Raw genomic sequence first — 19766 nt, forward strand, 5'->3', positions numbered from 1 at the left:
GGCCGGTCGGCGGGCAGTTCGAGCTGATCCGGCAGGTCGCGCAGTTGCTCGGTCCAGTAGGTGAGCTGGCTCGCGGCGACCGACTCGGGATCGGACTCCTCGCCGAGGACCTCACGCTGCCACAGGGTGTAGTCGGCGTACTGGACTTCCAGCGGCGCCCAGGCGGGGATCTCACCGCGGGTGCGTTCGGTGTAGGCGATGACGACATCGCGCAGCAGCGGACGCAGCGAGAAGCCGTCACCGCTGATGTGGTGCATGACCAGCACGGCCACGTGGCTACGGTCGTCGACGCGCAGCAGGCTCGCGCGGAACGGGACTTCGCGGGTGACGTCGAAGTGCACGCTCGCCAGCTCGATCACGCGCGCGACCACGTCGCTCGCGGCGACCGGCTGGGCTGGCAGCGCGAAGCGGACCTCGTCGGCGGGCAGGACCTGCTGGTAGCCGGCGCCTTCGTCCACCGCGCCGGCGGCGATGCCGGATGCCGGGTAGAAGGTGCGCAGCGACTCGTGCCGGGCCACCACATCGGCGATGGCCGCTTCGAGCGCGGCGACATCGAGGTCACCGGTGAGGCGGATCGCGACGGGGATGTTGTTGACCGCGGTGCGGTTGTCGAAGCGGTTGAGGAACCACATCCGCTGCTGGGCCTGCGACAGCGGCACCAGTTCGGGGCGCGGGCGCGGGGCGAGCGGGATGCGTCCACCACGACCGGTGTGCGTTTCCACGCGAGCCGCCAGCGCGGCCACGGTCGAGGCCTCGAACAGCGCGCGCAGCGGCACCTGGGTGTCGAGCGCCTCGGACAGCCGCGCCGCGACCCTGGTGGCGACCAGCGAGTTGCCACCGAGTTCGAAGAAGTCGTCGTCGAGGCCGACCTGACCGGCACCGAGTACCTCGGCGAAGGTCGCGGCGACGATCTGCTGCACCGGGGTGACCGGAGCCTGGAAGGTGCGCGCGGCGAAGACCGGTGCGGGCAGCGCCTTGCGGTCGAGCTTGCCGGAGGCGTTGAGCGGGAACGCGTTCAGCACCACATACGCGGCAGGGACCATGTAGACGGGCAGCGCGGTGCCGAGCGCGTCCTTGACCGCGTCGGTGTCGATGGTGACGCCGGCTTGCGGAATGACGTAGGCGACCAGCTGATCGCCGGTGTGCTCATCGGCGCGAACCACGACCACCGACTGGGCGATCTCCGGCAGTGCGGTGAGCGCCGACTCGATCTCGCCGAGTTCGATGCGCAGACCACGCAGCTTCACCTGGAAGTCGGTGCGGCCCAGGTATTCCAGCTCGCCGTCCGCCGTCCAGGTGACGAGGTCACCGGTGCGGTACATGCGCTCGCCGGGCGCGAACGGGTCGGCGACGAAGCGGTCCATCGTCAGGTCGGCGCGACCGACGTAACCGTGGGCCAGCTGCACGCCCGCGAGGTAGAGCTCACCCGCGACACCAACCGGAACGGGGCGCAGCCGCGAATCGAGCACGTACAGGCGGGTATTGAACACCGGCGCGCCGATCGGCACCGTCTCGGTGTCGGCGTCGGTGACCTCGTGATAGGTCACGTCGACCGCGGCTTCGGTGGGTCCGTAGAGGTTGTGCAGTGCGGCGCCGGTCAATTCGCGCAGACGCTGCGCGGTCGGCGCGGGCAGGCCCTCACCGGAGGCGAACACATTGCGCAGCGAGACACATTCGGCGGCAAGCGGTTCGGTGACGAACACGGCCATCATCGACGGCACGAAGTGCACGGTGGTGACCTGCTCGGCCACGATCAGGCGGGCCAGGTAGGCCGGGTCGCGATGCCCGTCCGGCTTGGCGACGACCAGGCGCGCGCCGACCTGCAAGGGCCAGAAGAACTCCCACACCGACACGTCGAAGGTGGCGGGGGTCTTCTGCAGCACCACATCGTCGGCGGCGAGGCCGTAGGCGGCGTGCATCCACACCAGGCGGTTGACGATCGCCGCGTGGCTGACCGCGACACCCTTGGGGCGCCCGGTCGAGCCGGAGGTGAAGATGACGTAGGCGGTGTTGTCCGAGCGCAGCGGGCGATGCCGATCGGCATCGGTGACCGGCGCGGTGGAGTGGCCGGACAGATCGAGCTGGTCGATGCGGACCTCGCGACCGGCGGCGGCGGGCAGGCTCTCGCCGGAGGTCAGCACGCAGACCGGTTGCGCGGTCTCGAGGATGTGCTCGATGCGCTCGGCCGGGTGATCGGGGTCGAGGGGCACGTACGCGCCACCGGCGGCGGATACGGCGTACATGCCGACCAGCAGGTCGATCGAACGCCGCATACCAAGGGCCACATACGATTCCGGGCCCACACCGGCGTCCTTGAGCCAACGTGCCAGCTGTCGGACCCGGCCCGCGAACTCGGAATAGGTGAGCGTCACGGAGTGACTCGATGAGGGGTGGTGGTCGGGCGACGGGTGGGCCAGACTCGTCCCCTCGAACGTGAGCGCGGTCGCGTCGGGGGTCCGCGCGACCTGGGCCTCGAACAGGGCGTGGAGGGTGGCCGGATCGTCGTCGCTCGGCGTGCTCAGCGCGGCGTCGACGGCGAATTCGGTGTCGTTCCAGCGATCGAGCACCAAGGCACGCTCGGCGGAGTCGAGCAGTTCGATGTCACCGACGGGGGCCGAGGGGTCGACCACGACGGCGGTGAGCACGCGCAACAGGCGGGCGCCGAAGGTCGCGGCGAATCCCGCGTCGAAAAGGTCTGTCGCGTAGACGAGTTCGGCATCCATATGGCTGTCGTCGTCGGCCGGGACCTCGCTGAGCGCGAGCTGCAGATCGAACTTGGCCATGTGCTGGTCGATGCCCAGCTCGGAGACCGTGAGGCCGGGCAGTTCCAGGGTGGTGCGGCCCAGGTTCTGGAACGAGAGCATCACCTGGAACAGCGGGTGCCGCGACTGCGAACGCGCCGGGTTGAGCACCTCGACGAGGCGCTCGAACGGCACGTCGGCGTGCGCGAAGGCGGCCAGGTCGTGTTCGCGGACCTGACCGAGCAGCTCGGTGAAGGTCGCGCCGGGGTCGACCTGGGCGCGCAACACCAGGGTGTTGACGAACATGCCGACCAGATCGTCGAGTGCCTGCTGACCACGGCCCGCGACCGGGGTGCCGATGGCGATGTCGGAGGTGCCCGACAGGCGCGACAGCAACACGGCGAAAGCGCTGTGCACCACCATGAACAGGGTGGTGCTGTGCTCATGGGCGACCCGGTTCAATGCCTCGACGAGCTCGCCCGGCACTTCGAATCGGTGCGTGCCCGCCTGGTAGCTGGCCTGCGCGGGCCGCGATTTGTGGCCCAGGCGCAGTTCGTCGGGCAGGTCGGCCAGCGCGCCGCGCCAGTGCTCGAGCTGCTCGGAGATCAGCGAGGTGGGATCGGTTTCGTCGCCGAGGATTTCGCGCTGCCAGAGCGCGTAGTCGACGTACTGCACGGCCAGCGGCGGCCAGCCAGGTTCGGTGCTCGCGGTGCGGGCGACGTAGGCCGTCATCAGGTCGCGCACCAGCGGGCGCAGCGAGAAACCGTCGGCGGCGATGTGGTGGACCACCATCACCAGCACGTGCTCGCGTTCGCTGAGCTCGTAGACCCGAAGGCGCACAGGCGCGTTCGCGGTGACATCGAAACCGCGGCGGGCGAACTCGTAGAGCGAGATCGCCATATCGGTCTCGTCGGCCTCGATCAGCTCGACGTCCGGGATCGAGCCCGCGGCGGCGAGGACCTTCTGATAGGCGGTGCCGTCCGCCATGGTGGCGCGGCCCGACTCGGGGGCCACGTACACCGGGTAGACCGTGCGCAGGGTTTCGTGGCGGGCGACCACGTCGGCGACCGCACCGCGCAGGGCGGGCAGGTCGAGCAGGCCCTGCAGGCGGACCGCGACCGGGATGTTGTAGGTGCCGGTATCGGCGATGTCGAAGCGGTTCAGGAACCACATGCGCTGCTGCGCGAGCGACAGCGGCGGATGTTCGGGACGCTGACGGGCCGTGAGCTCGGCACGCAGACCGGTGCCCGCGTGCGATTCCACCCGGGCGGCCAACGCACCGACGGTGGGCGCCTCGAACAGGGTGCGCACGCCGACCTCGGCGTCGAGCGCCTTGCTCAGGCGGGCCGCGACCTGGGTGGCGACCAGGGAGTTGCCGCCGAGGGCGAAGAAGTCGTCGTCCACGCCGACACGCTCGGCGCCGAGCAGGTCGGCGAAGATCTCGGCGACGATCTCCTCGATCGGGGTCGAGGGCGCACGGAACACCTTCGCCTCGAACACGGGCGCGGGCAACGCTTTACGGTCGAGCTTGCCGGAAGCGTTGAGCGGGAAGGCATCCAGCACGACCAGCGCCGATGGCACCATGTAGGTGGGCAGCTCGTCGGTGATGCCCGCCTTCACGGCGGCCACGTCGACGGTCGTCTCCGCCTCTGGCACAACGTAACCGACGAGCTGGTCACCGGCGTGCGCGTCGGAGCGCACGACGACGACCGACTGCGCGACGCCGGGCTGGGCCAGCAGGGTCGCCTCGATCTCGCCGAGTTCGATGCGCAGACCGCGCAGCTTTACCTGGAAGTCGGTGCGGCCCAGGTAGTTCAGCTCGCCGAACGTCAGGTCACCATCGGAGACCGCGGTCCAGGTGACGAGGTCGCCGGTGCGGTACATCCGCGAACCGGCCGCGCCGTACGGGTTGGCGACGAAACGGTCGGCGGTCAGATCGGCCCGGTTGAGATAGCCGACGGCCAGCTGATCGCCCGCCAGATAGAGCTCTCCCGCGACACCGGGGGCCACGGGGTGCAGCCGGGAATCCAGCACGAACACCCTGGTGTTCCACACCGGGCGGCCGATCGGCACGGACTCCACATCGGCGTCGACGACCTCGTGATAGGTGACGTCGACCGCGGCCTCGGTGGGGCCGTACAGGTTGTGCAGGCGCGCGCCGGTGAGCTCACGCAGACGCTGCGCGGTGGGCGCGGGCAGCGCCTCACCGGAGGCGAACACCTGACGCAGGCGCACCGCATGCCCGTTCCCGTTGGTACCCAGCGTCGAGACGAACACCGACAGCATCGAGGGCACGAAGTGCGCGGTGGTGATCTGGCGTTCGGCGATGATCTGGGCCAGGTACACCGGGTCGCGGTGGCCGTCGGGCTTGGCCACGACCAGGCGGGCGCCGGTCTGCAAGGGCCAGAAGAACTCCCACACCGACACGTCGAAGGTGGCCGGGGTCTTCTGCAGGACGGCGTCGGCGGCGTCGATCGGGTACTCGTGCTGCATCCACAGCAGCCGGTTGACGATCGCGGCGTGGTCGACCGCCACACCCTTGGGGCGGCCGGTCGAGCCGGACGTGAAGATCACGTAGGCGGTGTTGGTGGCCCGCAGCGGTCGCACGCGTTCGGCATCGGTGATCGGGGCACCGCTGAAGTCGGCGGGCGAGAAGATGTTCTCGACCGCAGCCACGGTGACACCGTCGGCTTCGAACGAGTCGCGTCGGCTGGTGAGCACCAGGCGCGGCTGCGCGGTCTCGATGATGTGGCCGATGCGGTCGGCGGGCTGATCCGGATCGAGCGGCACGTAAGCCGCACCCGTCTGCAGCACCGCGTACATCGCGACGACCAGCTCCGTGGAGCGCCGGATCGCCAGTGCCACATGGTCACCGGGGCCGATGCCGTCGGCGATCAAGCGGCGGGCGATGCGGTTGGCCCGCTCCTGGAGCTCGAGGTAGGACAGTTCTTCCTGCTCGAAGACCAGGGCGACGGCGTCCGGGGTCCGCTCGACCTGGGCGTCGAACAGCGACACCAGCGTGCCGTACGCGACGGCGTGCGCGGTGTCGTTCCAGTCGACGAGAACCTGCGCGTGCTCCTCGGGCGCGAGCAGATCGATATCGCCGACGAACACCTCGGGATCGGCGACGACCGCGGCGAAGATGTTGTCGAGCCTGCGAGCGAACGCGGCGACCGTCGATTCCTCGAAAAGGTCGAGCGCGTAGGAGAACTCGGCCGCCATGCCGCCGGCTTCACCGTCGGTGTCCTGCACCTCGGTGAGGGTGAGCTGCAGGTCGAACTTGGCCAGTTGGGGGTCGTAGTCGATACCGCTCACCGCGAGGCCGGGCAGCTGGAGCGAGGCCTGCTTGTTGTTCTGGAACGACAGCATCACCTGGAACAGCGGGTGGCGGGCCTGCGAACGGGCCGGGTTGAGCACCTCGACCAGGCGCTCGAACGGCACGTCGGCGTGCGCGAAGGCCTGCAGGTCGGTCTCGCGGGCCTGGGCGAGCAGGGTAGCGAACGGAGTCGCGCCGTCGACCTGCGAGCGCAGCACCAGGGTGTTGACGAACATGCCGACCAGGTCGTCGAGCGCCTGATCACCGCGGCCCGCGACCGGGGTACCGATCGCGATATCGCTGGTGCCGCTGGCCCGGGCCAGCAGCACCGCGAGCGCGCTGTGCATGACCATGAACAGCGACGCGTTGTAGCGGCGGCCCAATTCGACCAGGGCGCGCTGGGTTTCGCTCGCGATGACGAAGCTGTACGTACCGCCCCGGTAGGACGCGGCAGGCGGGCGGGGGTGATCGGCCGGGAGTACCAGCTCGTCGGGCAGGTCGGCGAGTTCTTTCGCCCAGTAGGCGATCTCGGAGGAGATCAACGACTGCGGATCGTCCTCGGAGCCGAGGACCTCACGCTGCCAGAGCGAGTAATCGGCGTACTGGACCGGCAATTCGGCCCAGGTCGGCGCTTCCCACGAGGTGCGGGCCGCGTAGGCCATGATCACATCGCGCGAGAGCGGTGCCATCGACCAGCCGTCGGCGGAGATGTGGTGCACCACCATGCCGAGCACGTACTCGGACTCGGAAACCTCGAAAAGCCGTGCGTGCAGCGGCACTTCGCTGGTCACATCGAACGCCATCGACGCCAGATCGATCAGATGATCGATGAGGTTGTCCTCGGTGACCCGGTACGGGGTGAGGTCGGGGACGATCTGCGCGGCATCGAGGACCACCTGCACGGGGCCGGTGCCGGAGTCGGGGAACACAGTGCGCAGCGACTCGTGCCGGTCGATGACATCGATGACCGCGACCTGCAGCGCGGCCACATCGAGATCACCGGAGAGCCGGATCGCGACCGGGATGTTGTTGACCGCCGAGGCGGTGTCGAACCGGTTGAGGAACCACATGCGCTGCTGCGCCAGCGACAGCGGCACCAGGTCGGGCCGTTCGCGGGCGACCAGAGCCTTACGCGCGCCGTCACCGGCCTGGGACTCCACGCGGGCGGCCAGCGCCGCCACCGTGGGCGCCTCGAACAGCATGCGGACCGGGACACGGGTATCGAGGGCGATACCGATGCGGGAGGCGACCTGGGTGGCGATCAGCGAGTTGCCGCCCAGTTCGAAGAAGTCGTCCTCGACACCGACGCGCGACAGCTCGAGCACGTCGGCGAAGATCTGCGCGACGATCTGCTCGATCGGGGTGGTGGGCGCGCGGAACTCGCGCACCTCGAACACCGGCGCGGGCAGCGCGCGACGGTCGAGCTTGCCGTTGACGGTCAGCGGGACCGCGGCGAGCACCATGATCGACGAGGGCACCATGTACGCGGGCAGACGCTGCGCGACGTGGTCGGTCAGTTCGGCGATATCGATCGAACTACCGGGCACCGCGACGACATAGGACACCAGCGAGGTGCTGCCGCCCTTGTTCTTGTGGCCGATGCTCACCGCGAAGTCGACGGTCTCGTGCGACGCGAGCGCGGAGTCGATCTCGCCCAGTTCGATCCGGAAACCGCGGACCTTCACCTGGAAGTCGGAGCGGCCGACGTATTCCACATTGCGATCGGCGGTCCAGCGCACCACGTCACCGGTGCGATACATCCGCTCGCCGGGGGTGTACGGGTTGGCGACGAATCGGTCGGCGGTCAGCGAGGCGCGCGCGTGGTAGCCACGCGCCATACCGACGCCGCCGATGTAGAGCTCACCCGCGACACCGACCGGCACGGGGCGCAGGCGGTCGTCGAGGATCAGGGTGTGGACGCCGCGGATGGGGCCACCGATGACGACCCGCTCCCCCGGGATCAGCCCTTCGCTGAGGTTGGACGCGATGGTGGTTTCGGTGGGGCCGTAGACATTGCCCAGCATGCGCCGCGAACCGTTGGGCAGGCGCACAGCCCACTTGGCGACCAGTTCCGGCGGGACCGCTTCACCACCGGCGGCGAGCACCCGCAGGTGATCGAGGCCGCGGGCGTCGAAGGTGGCCAGCGCGGCGGGGGTCACGAACGCGTGGGTGACCTCTTCGGTGATGAGGATGTCGCGCAGTTCCTCACCGCCGTAGACGCCCGGCGGGACGACGACGAGCGTGCCGCCGCGACCGATGGCGAGCAGCATTTCCAGCACCGACGCGTCGAACGAGGGCGAGGCGAAATGCAGTGCGCGCGTGGTGGAATCGAGCGAGTAGAGGTCGATCTGCTCGGCGCAGAAGTTGGCGACGCTGGCGTGGGTGACCACGACGCCCTTGGGCACACCGGTGGAACCGGAGGTGTAGATCAGGTACGCGGGCTGCGCGGGATCGGTCTGGCGAACCAGTTCGCGCGGGGCCAGCGGCGCGTCGGAGATGTGGTCGAGGTCGAGGTCGTCGACCACCACCCAGCTCACCGAATCGGGCAGCTCGCCGGCTTCACCGGTGACCGTGATACCTACGGACACACCGGCATCGGTGATCATGTGGGCGATGCGGTCGGCCGGGTAGTTCGGGTCCACGGGCACGAACGCGGCACCGGTCTTGGCGACCGACCACACCGCGAGCACCGACTCCAGCGAACGCGGTACGGCGACGGCGACGAAGTCCTCGGCGCCGAGACCCTGCTGGATCAGCAAGCGCGCCAACTGGTTCGAGCGACGATCGAGTTCGCCATAGGACACCGCGGTCCCCTCGAACACCACGGCGGTCGACTCGGTGTCGCGGGCGGCCTGGGCGATCAGCTGCGGCAGCGTGCGGGCCACCGCGGCGGGGGCGCCGAAACGGGTGACCAGGTCGGCACGTTCGGCATCGTCGAGCACGTCGATCGCGCCGACGGTGACGGCCGGGTCGGCCAGGATCGCGTCGAGCACGCGGCGCCAGCGCAGCAGCAGCTCTTCGACGGTCGACTGATCGAACAGGTCGATGGCGTAGGTGAGCACGCCGGTCATGCCCGACAGCGAGCCGGTGCCGGTGCGTTCCTCGGTGAGCGTCCACTGCAGGTCGAACTTGGCCATGTCGACCTCGACCTCGTCGGCCGTGACCGTGAGACCGGGCAGCTCCAGGGTGCCGTGCGACATCTCCTGGAACGAGAGCACCACCTGGAACAGCGGGTGGCGTGCCTGCGAGCGCGCCGGGTTGAGCACGTCGACGAGCCGCTCGAACGGCACATCCGCGTTGGCGAACGCGCTCAGGTCGGTTTCGCGTGTGCGGGTGAGGAATTCGGTGAACGGCTGCGTCGGGTCGACGTCGGAACGCAACACCAGGGTGTTGACGAACATGCCGATCAGGTCATCGAGCGCCTGCTCACCGCGGCCCGCGATGGGCGTGCCGACGGCGATGTCGGTGGTGCCCGACAGACGCGCGAGCAGGACCGCGAGGGAGGCGTGCACCACCATGAACAGGGTGACCCCGTTGGCGCGGGCCACCGCGGCGAGCTGTTCGTGGGTGTCGGCGTCGATCTCGAAACCGACGCGCGCGCCACGGAAGCTCTGCTGCTGCGGGCGCGGGCGGTCGCTGGGCAGGTCGAGCTGGTCGGGCAGGCCATCGAGGGCCCGCTGCCAGTAGTCGAGCTGCCGCGCGGCCATCGAGGTCGGGTCGGATTCGGCGCCGAGCAGTTCGTGCTGCCACAGGGTGTAGTCGCGGTACTGGACCGGCAGCGGCATCCAGGCCGGGGCCTGGCCCGCGGCACGGGCCAGGTAGGCGGTGGCAACGTCGCGCGCCAGCGGACCGAAGGAGAAACCGTCGGCCGCGATGTGGTGGACCACGAAGGCGACCGCGTATTCCGGTGTGCCGTTGGTGGTTCCGCCGACGACCTTGAAGATCTGCACCCGGATCGGCAGTTCGAGGGTCACGTCGAAGCCGGTGGAGGCGAAGTCGATCAGCTCGTCGCGCAGCCGCGACTGGTCGATCGGCGTCACCGCGATGCCGAGATCGAATTCGTCGGCGCCGAGCACATGCTGGAAGCCGCCGTCGGCGTCGGGGAAGATCGTGCGCAGCGATTCCTGGCGCACCACAACATCATTGAGCGCGGCGATCAGGGCGTCGACATCGACGCGACCCTTCATCTGCACTACGAAGGGCAGGTTGTAGGTGGGCGCGGTCGGGTCGAACTGGTTGATGAACCACATCCGCTGCTGGGCCAGCGACAGCGGCACCTGTTCGGGATGCGCCTGCGCGGCCAGCGGCGGGCGAACGGCTGCTGAAATATCCGCGGGCGTAGCGGATTCGGCGCGCGAGGCGAGTCCGGCCACGGTCGGGGTCTCGAACAGCGCGCGCACACCCAGCTGGATGCCGAAGGCGGCACCGATGCGGGCGACGACCTGGGTGGCGACCAGGGAGTTGCCACCGAGTTCGAAGAAGTTGTCGTCGGCGCCGACCCGAACCTGGCTCAGCACGTCGGCGAAGATGCCGGCCACGATCTGCTCGGCCGGGGTGCGCGGTGCGCGGAAATCACCTGCGGCAGCGGTGAAGACGGGCTCGGGCAGCGCCTTGCGGTCCAGCTTGCCCGAGGTATTGAGCGGGAACGCGTCGAGCACCATGATCGACGCGGGCACCATGTAGGCGGGCAGCTTCTCGGACACGAAGCGGGTCAGCGTCGCCGGGTCGGCGGACTGACCGGGTGCGGGCACGATGTAGGCCACCAGCTGCTGGCCGGTCGCGGTATCGACCACGAGGACCGCGGCCTGACTGACACTCGGGTGCGCGAGCAGGTCGGTCTCGATCTCGCCGAGCTCGATGCGCTGACCGCGGAACTTCACCTGGAAGTCGGTGCGGCCGATGTATTCCAGAACGCCGTCGGCGTTCCAGCGCACGAGGTCGCCGGTGCGGTACATGCGCTCGCCGGGGGCACCGACGGGGTTGGCGACGAAGCGGTCCGAGGTCAGGTCGGGGCGGCCGCGGTAGCAGCGGGCCAGCTGACGACCGGCCAGATACAGCTCACCCGGTGCGCCGATCGCGGCCGGGCGCAGCCGCGAATCCAGTACGTAGACTTCGACATTCCACTCGGGGATACCGATCGGCACCTGGGTGGTGTCGGCTTCGGTGGCCTCCCAGTAGGTGACCGAGACCGCCGCCTCGGTGGGGCCGTAGAGGTTGTGCAGGCCGGCGTCGGAGATCGCGCGCAGACCCGCGGCGGTCTCGGGGGGCAGTGCTTCACCGATGACGAAAACCGCACGCAGCGTTGCGCATTGGGCCTGCGTCGCGTGGGAGACGAACACGGTCAGCATGGACGGGACGAAGTCCGTCACGGTGACGCCGTGGCGGGCGATCATGTCCGCGACATACAGCGGGTCGCGGTGGCCGTCGGGGCTGGCGATAACCAGTTTCGCGCCGACCATCAGCGGCAGGAAGTAGCCCCACAGCGACACGTCGAAGGTGGTGGCGGTCTTCTGCAAGTACACGTCATCGGCGGTCAACCGGTACTCGTCGAGCATCCACAGCTCTTGGTTGACGATCGCGTGGTGGGTGACCGCGACGCCCTTGGGGCGACCGGTGGAACCCGAGGTGTAGATGACGTAAGCCGTGTTGTCCGGGCGCAGCGGAGACAGGCGATCGGCATCGGTGAGAGCTGTGGCGTCGAAACCGGTCGTGTCGAGTCGATCGATCTCGACGCGGGCGACGGTATCGGGCAGGTCGAGGTCGTCGCCGGAGGTCGTCAGCACGCAGACCGGTGCCGCGGACTCGAGGATGTAGGCGGTGCGGTCGGCCGGATGATCCGGGTCGATCGGCACATACGCGCCACCGGCCCTGAGCACAGCGTGCATGCCGATGACCAGGTCGAGCGAGCGGCGCATGCCGAGCGCGACGAGCGATTCCGGGCCGACGCCGTCGGCGATCAGGAAGCGGGCAAGACGGTTCACCTTCGCGCCGAATTCGGCGTAGGTGAGGGTTTCGCCCTCGAAGTCGAGCGCGATGTTGTCCGGGGTGAGCGGGATCTGCGCGTCGAGCAGCGCGGGCAGGGTGGTCGCGGGGACCTCGTGTGCCGCGTCGTTCCACTCGGTCAGCGAGCGTTCCAGTTCCGCGGTGCCGGTAACCGGCAGATTCCACACCGGTAGCTCGGCATCGGCGGCCAGGAACCGGTCGAAGAACTCGAGGAACCGGCCGTGATGGGTGTGCGCGTCGGCCGCCGAGTACAGGTTCGGGTTGGTCTCGAAGTCGATGTGGGAGCGGGTGCCACCGTGCGACTGATAGAAGTTGACGCCCAGGTCCTCGATGCTGCCCGTGGACAGCACGTTGAGCGTGCCCTCCATGTCACCGAAGCTCAGGTGGTTGTCGAACAGCATGATGTTGACCCACGGGCCGAAGAACTCCGTGGAGACCATGCCATCGCCCGCCGAATCACGGCGGATGTCCTCGTGGCGGTAGCGCTGGTGGCGCAGGGCGCCGGAGACCTCGGTGGTCACCGAACGCAGCAGCTGCGCGACGGTGGTGTCGTGGCCTACGCGCAGGCGCAGCGGGACGATGTTGGAGGTCACGCCGCCGGAGCGACGCATCACCGCGGTGGTGCGGGCGGTGACCGGGAGACTGAGGATGACGTCTTCGGTGCCGGTGATCTGGGCCAGGTAGGCGGCGAAGCCGGCGATCAGCAGCGGGGCCGCGGTGCTGTCGTGGCGGGCGATCGCGGCGGTGAGCCGCTCGTCCTGGGCGGGGCTCAGCGCCGCGCTGGTGACGTCGTTGACCGGCGAGGGCGGGGCCGAGCGGCCGGTGAGGCTGCTGCCCTCCTCCAGACCCGCCACGCGCTGGGCCCAGTGTTCTTTGTCGGACTGGAAGCGGGTGCTGTCGCGGTAGACGAGCTCGGACTCGTAGAGCGCGCGCAGGTCGGTGGCCTTGTTCGGCGAGACCGGGGTGCCGGTCACCGCCGCGGTGTAGTACTCCGCCGTGCGGTTGACGAAGTTATTGGCGCCGAAACCGTCGAGCATGATGTGGTGGACGCGGGCGTACCAGTACCAGCGGTCATCGCTGAGCTGGATCGCGGCGGCCTGGACGAGGCGGTCGCGAACGATGTCGAGCGGGCGGCTGTACTCGGCGCGCATCCACGCGGCGGCGGCCGCTTCGGGGTCGGCCTCGCCACGCACATCGACATGGATCAGCGTCGCGTCCTGGGTGGGATCGATGGTCTGCATCGGCTCACCGTCGATCTCGACGATGCGCAGCCAGCCCGATTCGAGGTCGGTGGCCGCGTCGGCGCTCGCGCGCTCGAGCACGGCGACATCGAGGCGTCCACGCAGGTCGACGTACTGGGCGATATTGATCGGCACCTGTGGGTCGACGTGCTGCGCGTACCAGATACCCAGCTGTGCGGGCGAGAGCGGGAAGTACTCCGAAGAGCCTCCACGTCCGTCACCAGTTTCGCCGTTTCCGCCGAAATCCAGCCGGTCCAACCCAAACCTCGCTTCCGGAACACCTGGGTAGGCGCTCCCCGACGACACCGGAACGCGAGCGCCCACCTAATCTCCAGCGGGGCGCCCGCGTCTCGGGTTCAGTTCTCGAATCAATCAGGCAAAAATGTCCATTGGCACTATCTGTCACCCGGGCGGGTCTCGTTACACAGCCGAGACCATGCACCTGACCGCCCGGCCGCCAGCGCCGGTCTACTCGTCGCAAACCATCGCACCAATCTACCGGTGTGCCCGCCCCGCAACCAACCACCTCCATAGCTGGCGAGCATCGTCCCAGGTGAAGCCCGCGACCCGCGTTTGCTGACGCTTGTCCGCCTTCTCACATCCCTGCCGGATGCCCTGTGCACCTCGACAACTGAGTGATGGATCACACCGACCGGTCTGCTGTTGTGGCAGTGGGTTTTACCGGGCCCTGGCGGGGTCGTAGAGGTGCGACTGGGCGCAGTCGATGGACGTGGACAGGGCGCGACCGACCAGGATCACCGCGGCTTGACGCAGGCCCGCCGCCTCCACGTGATCGGCGATGTCGGCCAGGGTGCCGCGCAGGACGAGTTGTTCGGGTTGGCTGGCGCGATAGACGACGGCGACCGGGCAGTCCGCGCCGTACTCGGCGACCAACTCCTCGGCCAGCACGCTGATCCGTGTGATCGCCAGATGGAGGACGAGGGTCGCGCCGGTCGCGGCGAAGTTCGCCAGGGCCTCACCTTCGGGCATCGCCGTGGAGCGGGCCTGGGTTCGGGTGAGGACTACCGACTGGACGACCTCAGGGACGGTCAGCTCAGTGCCAAGAGCGGCTGCTGCAGCCGCGTAGGCGGGGACGCCCGGAGTGATGTCCCATGCGACGTTTTTGGCGTCGAGCCTGCGAGTCTGCTCGGTAAGGGCCGAATAGATCGAGGGATCGCCCGAGCACAGCCGTGCCACATCCCGCCCCGCTCGGTCGGCACGCACGAGGTGGTCGATGATCTGGTCCAGGTCCAGGTGCTGGGTGTCGATCAGTTCGGTACCGGGCGCGCAGTGCGCGAGGACCTCGGGATCGAGATAGGTACCCGCATAGAGGCAGACCGGGCTATCGCGCAAGAGGTTGACCGCTCGCACCGTGAGCAGGTCGGCGGCGCCGGGGCCTGCCCCGATGAAGTGCACGGTCATGCACAGGAGTGTAAGGACCGCTTCCAGCCCGTCACAGCCCCGGTGCGTTCGAATCGAACGCGGCGATCCCGAGCGCCTTCCAAGCGGTGAGCAACTTCCCGTCACCCGACGCGGCAACCAGATCAGGGTCCTCGAGTTGTGCGGCAGCTGCACAATGGACGGCATCGTAGCCGCGCAGCGCATACCGCTCCGCGAGGGCAGCCGCCGACTCTGCCAGTTTCTCGTCCACCTCAGTCACGTTGATCTGTTGCCAGAAATCGTCCCGCAGGCGCGAGGCCGCACGGAACTGAGATTCGTCGAGTCGGCCCATCCGGTGTGCCTGAGCCAGCGCCGCCGCTGATTCGACATAGAGCAGCCGACACGAGACGACATCATCGGCGAGGTCCCAGAATCGTTTACACGCGGCACTGCTCGGCTCGGCGACCAACAGCGGGATGAACGCCGAGGTATCGAGATAGCCGATCACCGGCGCTGATCATCGATCAGGTCAGAAACGATTCCGCTGCCCTGAACCGGCTCTGCCGCAGGCTGCTTGCGCTTTCGGGCCGGCTGAACTCGGCCTTCGGCCCGCAACTGCTCCAAGGCGGTCAGCCGATCAACGGGGACGATGCGGGCGATCGGCTTACCGTGGTCGGTCACTGTCACAGCCCGGCCCGCGCGCACGTCGGCCAAATGGCTGCTGAGATGGTCCCGCAGCTCGCGCACACCGATCTCCATGACGCTCCTTATTGTGGCCATAAATATTTCCCTCATTGTAGCCACTTATGTCGATCCTCGACAGATGCCGCGCCGACAGCAGCCGTCAGCCGTCCCCGCTGGTTGTGGGCCGAGAGACGGAGACAAGTAGGTTCTGTATCGGACGGCAGGCGTCGGCGACGATGAAACGGGGGTCCGCGATGCGGGTTTCGAGTAGGACCGGTGGAGTGCGCGGCGCAGGTGCTCGCGCGGTTGTGGTCGTGGCCGCGACCTTGGCGGCAGGATGCTCGACCGACACGATCGTCGGCCAGGCAACCGTCGCCGCGGACAGCTTCGCCCCATCAGCGGACAATCACGACCCCTCGCTCCAGATTTCCGGCGTCGTCGTCACCGAGATCAAGCCTGGACAGCCGCACGTGCTGCCGACCCAGCGAGTCGCCTACCCGTCGATTCCCCCGGTCGGCGGACCGCACGATTCCCAATGGGCAGCCTGCACCGGCGTCGTCTATTCGAAGGCCCTGCGCTCCGAGAACGCGGTGCACTCGCTCGAACACGGCGCGGTATGGATCGCCTACAACCCCGCGAAGGTGAGCCCGCAGGATCAGGCGACGCTGAGCGCGAAGGTGACCGACCGGCAGTACACCCTGATGTCACCCATCCCCGACATGGAGCACCCGATCTCTCTGCAGTCATGGGGCCACCAACTCACCCTCGACTCCGCCACCGACGAACGCATCGACCAGTTCATCGTCGCCCTCCGCGAAAACCCATACACCACACCAGAAGTCGGAGCGACCTGCTCGTCTCCCCTCTTCGACCGCAACGATCCCCCGCCCTACGACCCGACCCCGGCCGGCCCTGACGCGGTACCGATGGACGGCGCCCGCTAGCCCGTCATATCGAAGTGCGCGATGACCTTCGTCGGCCGCAGCCGCACCACGAGTTCACCGGGGACGCCGTTGCGCTTACCGAACTCCGCCGCCCTGTCCGGACCCATGTATCGGGCACCGATAGCGGTAGCGGTACGCACAAGCTCATCGAGGTCCTCGGACAGCGCGACCGTCCCCTGCACCGCGACCAGCGCATACGGCGGCTCCTCGAGATCAACACTCAATGCGACGCGAGGATCACGCGCGAAAGCCCGCCCCTTGGCGGTGCCCTTGCCCGTATTGAAAACCAGCTCATCACCTTCGACGATGAACCACACCGGCGTCACCAACGGACGCCCATCCGCACCAGCGAACGCCACCTTGCCCGTTCGTGTGCCGTGTGAAAGAAATTCGCGCACCTGAGGATCCGACAGGGAAGCCATGAGCGCAGGGTAGACCAACAAGGTGACACCTCGCGTGAGCGCGCGCCCGGCCAGTCACTCACGCCGCACGAACACTCATCTCTACATGCATCCCGGCCGCGACAACCATATTCACCAGCGCGTCCAAGCTGAACAGGCTGATCTTTCCCCGCATCAGAGCCGATCTGCCCCGCCTCTGTATCGAGGCGGGGCAGTCAGCAACCCGGCGGCTTCCTGAACGGGCACAATCGGGACGAACTCAACTCGTTGCACTGGTTTGATCGCGATACTGGTCGACGAGATGCTGATAGAAACCGTTCTCCGGCGAATCCATCGAGATGGCTCGCAGGCCTACAGTGACATTCCGGTCTGCTGCCGTCGAGTACCCGCCCGCGGCGATACCGAGGTCCTCGACAACCGCAGTCACCAACACGTCCAGTTCGTCATCGGTGACGTAGACAGCGAGGCAGCATTCCGCTGGAACGCGTGCCGCGTCGTGCGCGTCGCCCCATGCGCGCTGCGCGAACTCATCGAATGCGGTGACCGGACCGAAGCTTGTGTAGCACGGGATTCGGTTCACCCCCTCGATCCGATGAACACTCTCTTCGAGCGCCAGGGCAATCGGGTGGATCCCCTCCCCGTCGAGTGCGCCCGGCCCAGTCTCGTCCGGGAGCCCGAGTCCCACCGCGAACTCCCATACCTCGCGTTCGTCGTCGTCCACGTACATCCTTTCGGCTACTTCTTGGAGGAGTTCTCGGTGCGGCAGTTAGCTCGCGATGATCAGGAGTACCGTGGCACGCGCCCGACATCGGGAGTGCCCGGGCCGGATGTCCGATCTCATCCGTCCATGCCTTCTCCTGATCGGCGTTCGCGCGCTCGACTCTGTGGGCGCGATGGGCTCGGCGTTACCCTCGGTCGCAAGAGGCGCGGGTCAGCGCTGCCGGAATGCCTCGGCCAGGCGTGCCTCAGCAAAAACAACGGGCACGATTCCGTCGACACTGAACCGGTACTACGAGGCCTGGTAGATCCCAGACAGCGCTGACACACCGACAGCGGTCACGTTTCTTGCCAGGTGGCCGTTTCCGGGTTCCACCTGGCCGTACGGTCGACGACTGGCAACGAGATCAGCACCCGGTTGTAGCAGCACCCGGCCGCGACCAGCGCCGCGTCGAGGTTGTGGTGATGATTTCCGAGTGGGCTCGTCGCTACCTGGCGGCTCCACCCCGCGATCCAATCGGTGCTCGGCGCCGTGATCGTGGCGGGTAGGTCGGTGATGGCGCGCAGCACTCGCTCCTGTTCGAGGGCGTCGACCGCCGTGCCCAGGTCGATCGGCAGATACTCGGCGATCAGCAGCAGATCGACAAGGTCACGGAATCGGCCGGAAGCGCCTGAAGGGTGGGTCTCGTAGATGCCACAAATTTTGTCGGCGATCTGGTCAGCGACCGGATAGAGCTGCACCTCGGGATCTTCCGGGAAGTCGGCGGTATCAACCAGGCGTGGAAGACGTTTGAGCTCGACCGCGCCGACCAGTTCCCGACGCGGCCGCACGACATCGATCTTGAACGTGTCGAACACCGTGGGCCCAAGCCGTGCCTCCACGGTGATACGCACGCCCTTGCCGCCCGCGAGTGCGGAGCGCTTTTTCACCTGGAACCGGAATGCGTCAATATTGTTGTCGCGCACGATCCGTTCGAGCTCGGCGATCGGATCATCCCCGTCACGTGCTTGCAGGTCAATGTCGGTGCTATGACGGGCCCGAGGCAGGCGCACCATCATCGCGACACCGCCCTTGAGGATCCAGCCTTGTGGATCAGCGCTGAAAACTCTGGCCAGGAACCGCGACATCACGAACCGCCGCTGCAGCTCGCCGAAGTTCTGCGGCCCCTCGGCGGCGTGGCGTTGCAGATGGTGGGTGACGCTGGTTCGGGTCTCGCGCGGTGAACGCGCCGCCGCGCTCACCGCCGCTCCCGCTGCACGTGCTCGGCCGCGAGTGAAACGGCCTCGGTGACGCGCGGGCTCCTGCGTTCAGGGTCCAGACGGTCGGCGGCCGCAGCGATCGCGGCGAGCTGATCACCGAAACGCTCGATCTCGGCCACGGACTGCATATCAGCAACGATCGACTCGAGCAGCGCTCGCCGCTTGCCCGCACCGGCCGGATCGTCGTTCGAGGAGGAGTCGGCGGCGAGCAGGCGGGTGAGGCGTCGCACATGCGGGTCGGTGGCGCGTCCGATCGTTTCGAGCACGTCGATGATGCTGGATCTGCCATCGTTCGCCTCTAGCAGCTGATCGAGAACTTTGTCCCGCTGCTGCACGAGCTCCGACTGTGAGGCGATGCGGGCCAGCGCGAGCGCGCTGGCGGGAATCCCGGCCTCATCGATGAGCGCATCGCGGAACCCCGCGCCGTCGAACGGCTGGTGCCCGTAGCTGAACGCGTGGGGAGCCAGGGCGTCGGCGGCCTGTGCCGCGGAGATCCGGTCACCGGCGACCGCGTCACGCACCACCGAGCCCAGGTGACCCGCGTCGACGGTCACCGCGGCCAGGTCGCCGATCGTGCGCGCGACCGTCGTCACGGGAACACCGTCGACGATCTCCCAATCGTCGCGGGTGAGTTCACCACGGTGAACGATGACATCGGGCAGCGAGAGCCGAATCCGGCGCGGCGCAGTCAGCTCGACGGTATCGGCATCCATGTCGCCGAGATCGTGCATCCGCGCGGCCGTGGCGTGGGAAAGCACACCACCGGGCACGTCCTGATCCAGGCGCTCCCACGCCGGTAGCCCGGGATCGATAGCCAGCCACGCGACGCGCTGGGGTTGATGCAGGTCGGACTGGAAATGAGCGACCCGATAAATGCCATGATGCAGGCGCTCGAGCTGCCCCGAATCGGCCATGCGTTTGAGCTGGTGCGAGGTGGCACCAGCTACTGCGTGGGCTTGCCGGCTGGTGACCACACCGTTCTGCTCAGCAGCCAGCGCCACCACTTCAGCAGCACGACTATCCGCTCTCATGCCACGAAAATATACGTTACTGTCGATTATGTCGACCCGGCCGCAATT

At 67.9% G+C, this 19766-nt stretch carries 10 protein-coding genes (1 of these 10 running past the window's edge); 1 reads left to right on the forward strand and 9 read right to left on the reverse strand.

All coding sequences use genetic code 11. From position 1 onward, the window contains the following. The 4 genes from ACFXKN_RS13040 to ACFXKN_RS13055 form a co-directional block, all read right to left on the reverse strand. Positions 1–13559: the 5' end (the start) of a non-ribosomal peptide synthase/polyketide synthase gene (locus tag ACFXKN_RS13040; RefSeq protein ID WP_379433021.1), read on the reverse strand. The gene continues 31012 nt to the left of window position 1, outside the view; 13559 of the gene's 44571 nt are visible here — the first part of the coding sequence; its start codon is at positions 13557–13559; its stop codon lies off the left edge, out of view. Positions 13560–13979: 420 nt separating this feature from the next. After that, positions 13980–14723, reverse strand: coding sequence for a precorrin-4 C(11)-methyltransferase (gene cobM, locus ACFXKN_RS13045; protein ID WP_379433022.1), 744 nt, complete (start codon positions 14721–14723; stop codon positions 13980–13982). Positions 14724–14754: 31 nt separating this feature from the next. After that, entirely contained in the window at positions 14755–15189 is a 435-nt protein-coding gene (locus tag ACFXKN_RS13050; protein WP_379433023.1) for a type II toxin-antitoxin system VapC family toxin, read from the reverse strand. Further along, entirely contained in the window at positions 15186–15440 is a 255-nt protein-coding gene (locus ACFXKN_RS13055; protein ID WP_378940917.1) for a type II toxin-antitoxin system Phd/YefM family antitoxin, read from the reverse strand. The genes ACFXKN_RS13050 and ACFXKN_RS13055 overlap by 4 nt, the downstream gene beginning before the upstream one ends. A gap of 239 nt (positions 15441–15679) precedes the next feature. On the opposite strand from ACFXKN_RS13055, the gene ACFXKN_RS13060 reads away from it, so the two are divergent. Continuing rightward, positions 15680–16309 (forward strand): DUF3105 domain-containing protein, encoded by a 630-nt coding sequence (locus tag ACFXKN_RS13060; RefSeq protein ID WP_379433024.1) that lies wholly within the window; start codon positions 15680–15682, stop codon positions 16307–16309. Here the strand turns inward: ACFXKN_RS13060 and ACFXKN_RS13065 are convergent. From ACFXKN_RS13065 to ACFXKN_RS13085, 5 genes are all read right to left on the reverse strand, one after another. Continuing rightward, complete coding sequence (locus tag ACFXKN_RS13065) at positions 16306–16731, reverse strand: PPOX class F420-dependent oxidoreductase (protein ID WP_379433025.1); 426 nt, start codon at positions 16729–16731, stop codon at positions 16306–16308. The genes ACFXKN_RS13060 and ACFXKN_RS13065 overlap by 4 nt on opposite strands. A 58-nt stretch (positions 16732–16789) precedes the next feature. Beyond that, positions 16790–16912 carry an XRE family transcriptional regulator gene (locus tag ACFXKN_RS13070; protein ID WP_378943116.1) on the reverse strand — a complete coding sequence of 41 codons (123 nt, stop codon included), beginning with the start codon at positions 16910–16912 and terminating at the stop codon, positions 16790–16792. Between the two features lie 57 nt (positions 16913–16969). Further along, positions 16970–17431: a hypothetical protein gene (locus ACFXKN_RS13075; protein WP_378940923.1), complete on the reverse strand. Its 462-nt coding sequence runs from the start codon at positions 17429–17431 to the stop codon at positions 16970–16972. A gap of 335 nt (positions 17432–17766) precedes the next feature. Next, positions 17767–18555 carry a nucleotidyl transferase AbiEii/AbiGii toxin family protein gene (locus tag ACFXKN_RS13080; RefSeq protein ID WP_378943121.1) on the reverse strand — a complete coding sequence of 263 codons (789 nt, stop codon included), beginning with the start codon at positions 18553–18555 and terminating at the stop codon, positions 17767–17769. Positions 18556–18665: 110 nt separating this feature from the next. Next, positions 18666–19718: a type IV toxin-antitoxin system AbiEi family antitoxin domain-containing protein gene (locus tag ACFXKN_RS13085; protein ID WP_378940925.1), complete on the reverse strand. Its 1053-nt coding sequence runs from the start codon at positions 19716–19718 to the stop codon at positions 18666–18668. Positions 19719–19766 lie beyond the last annotated feature (48 nt).

The sequence above is a fragment of the Nocardia sp. NPDC059195 genome (genome assembly GCF_042754695.1).
Taxonomy (GTDB): domain Bacteria; phylum Actinomycetota; class Actinomycetes; order Mycobacteriales; family Mycobacteriaceae; genus Nocardia.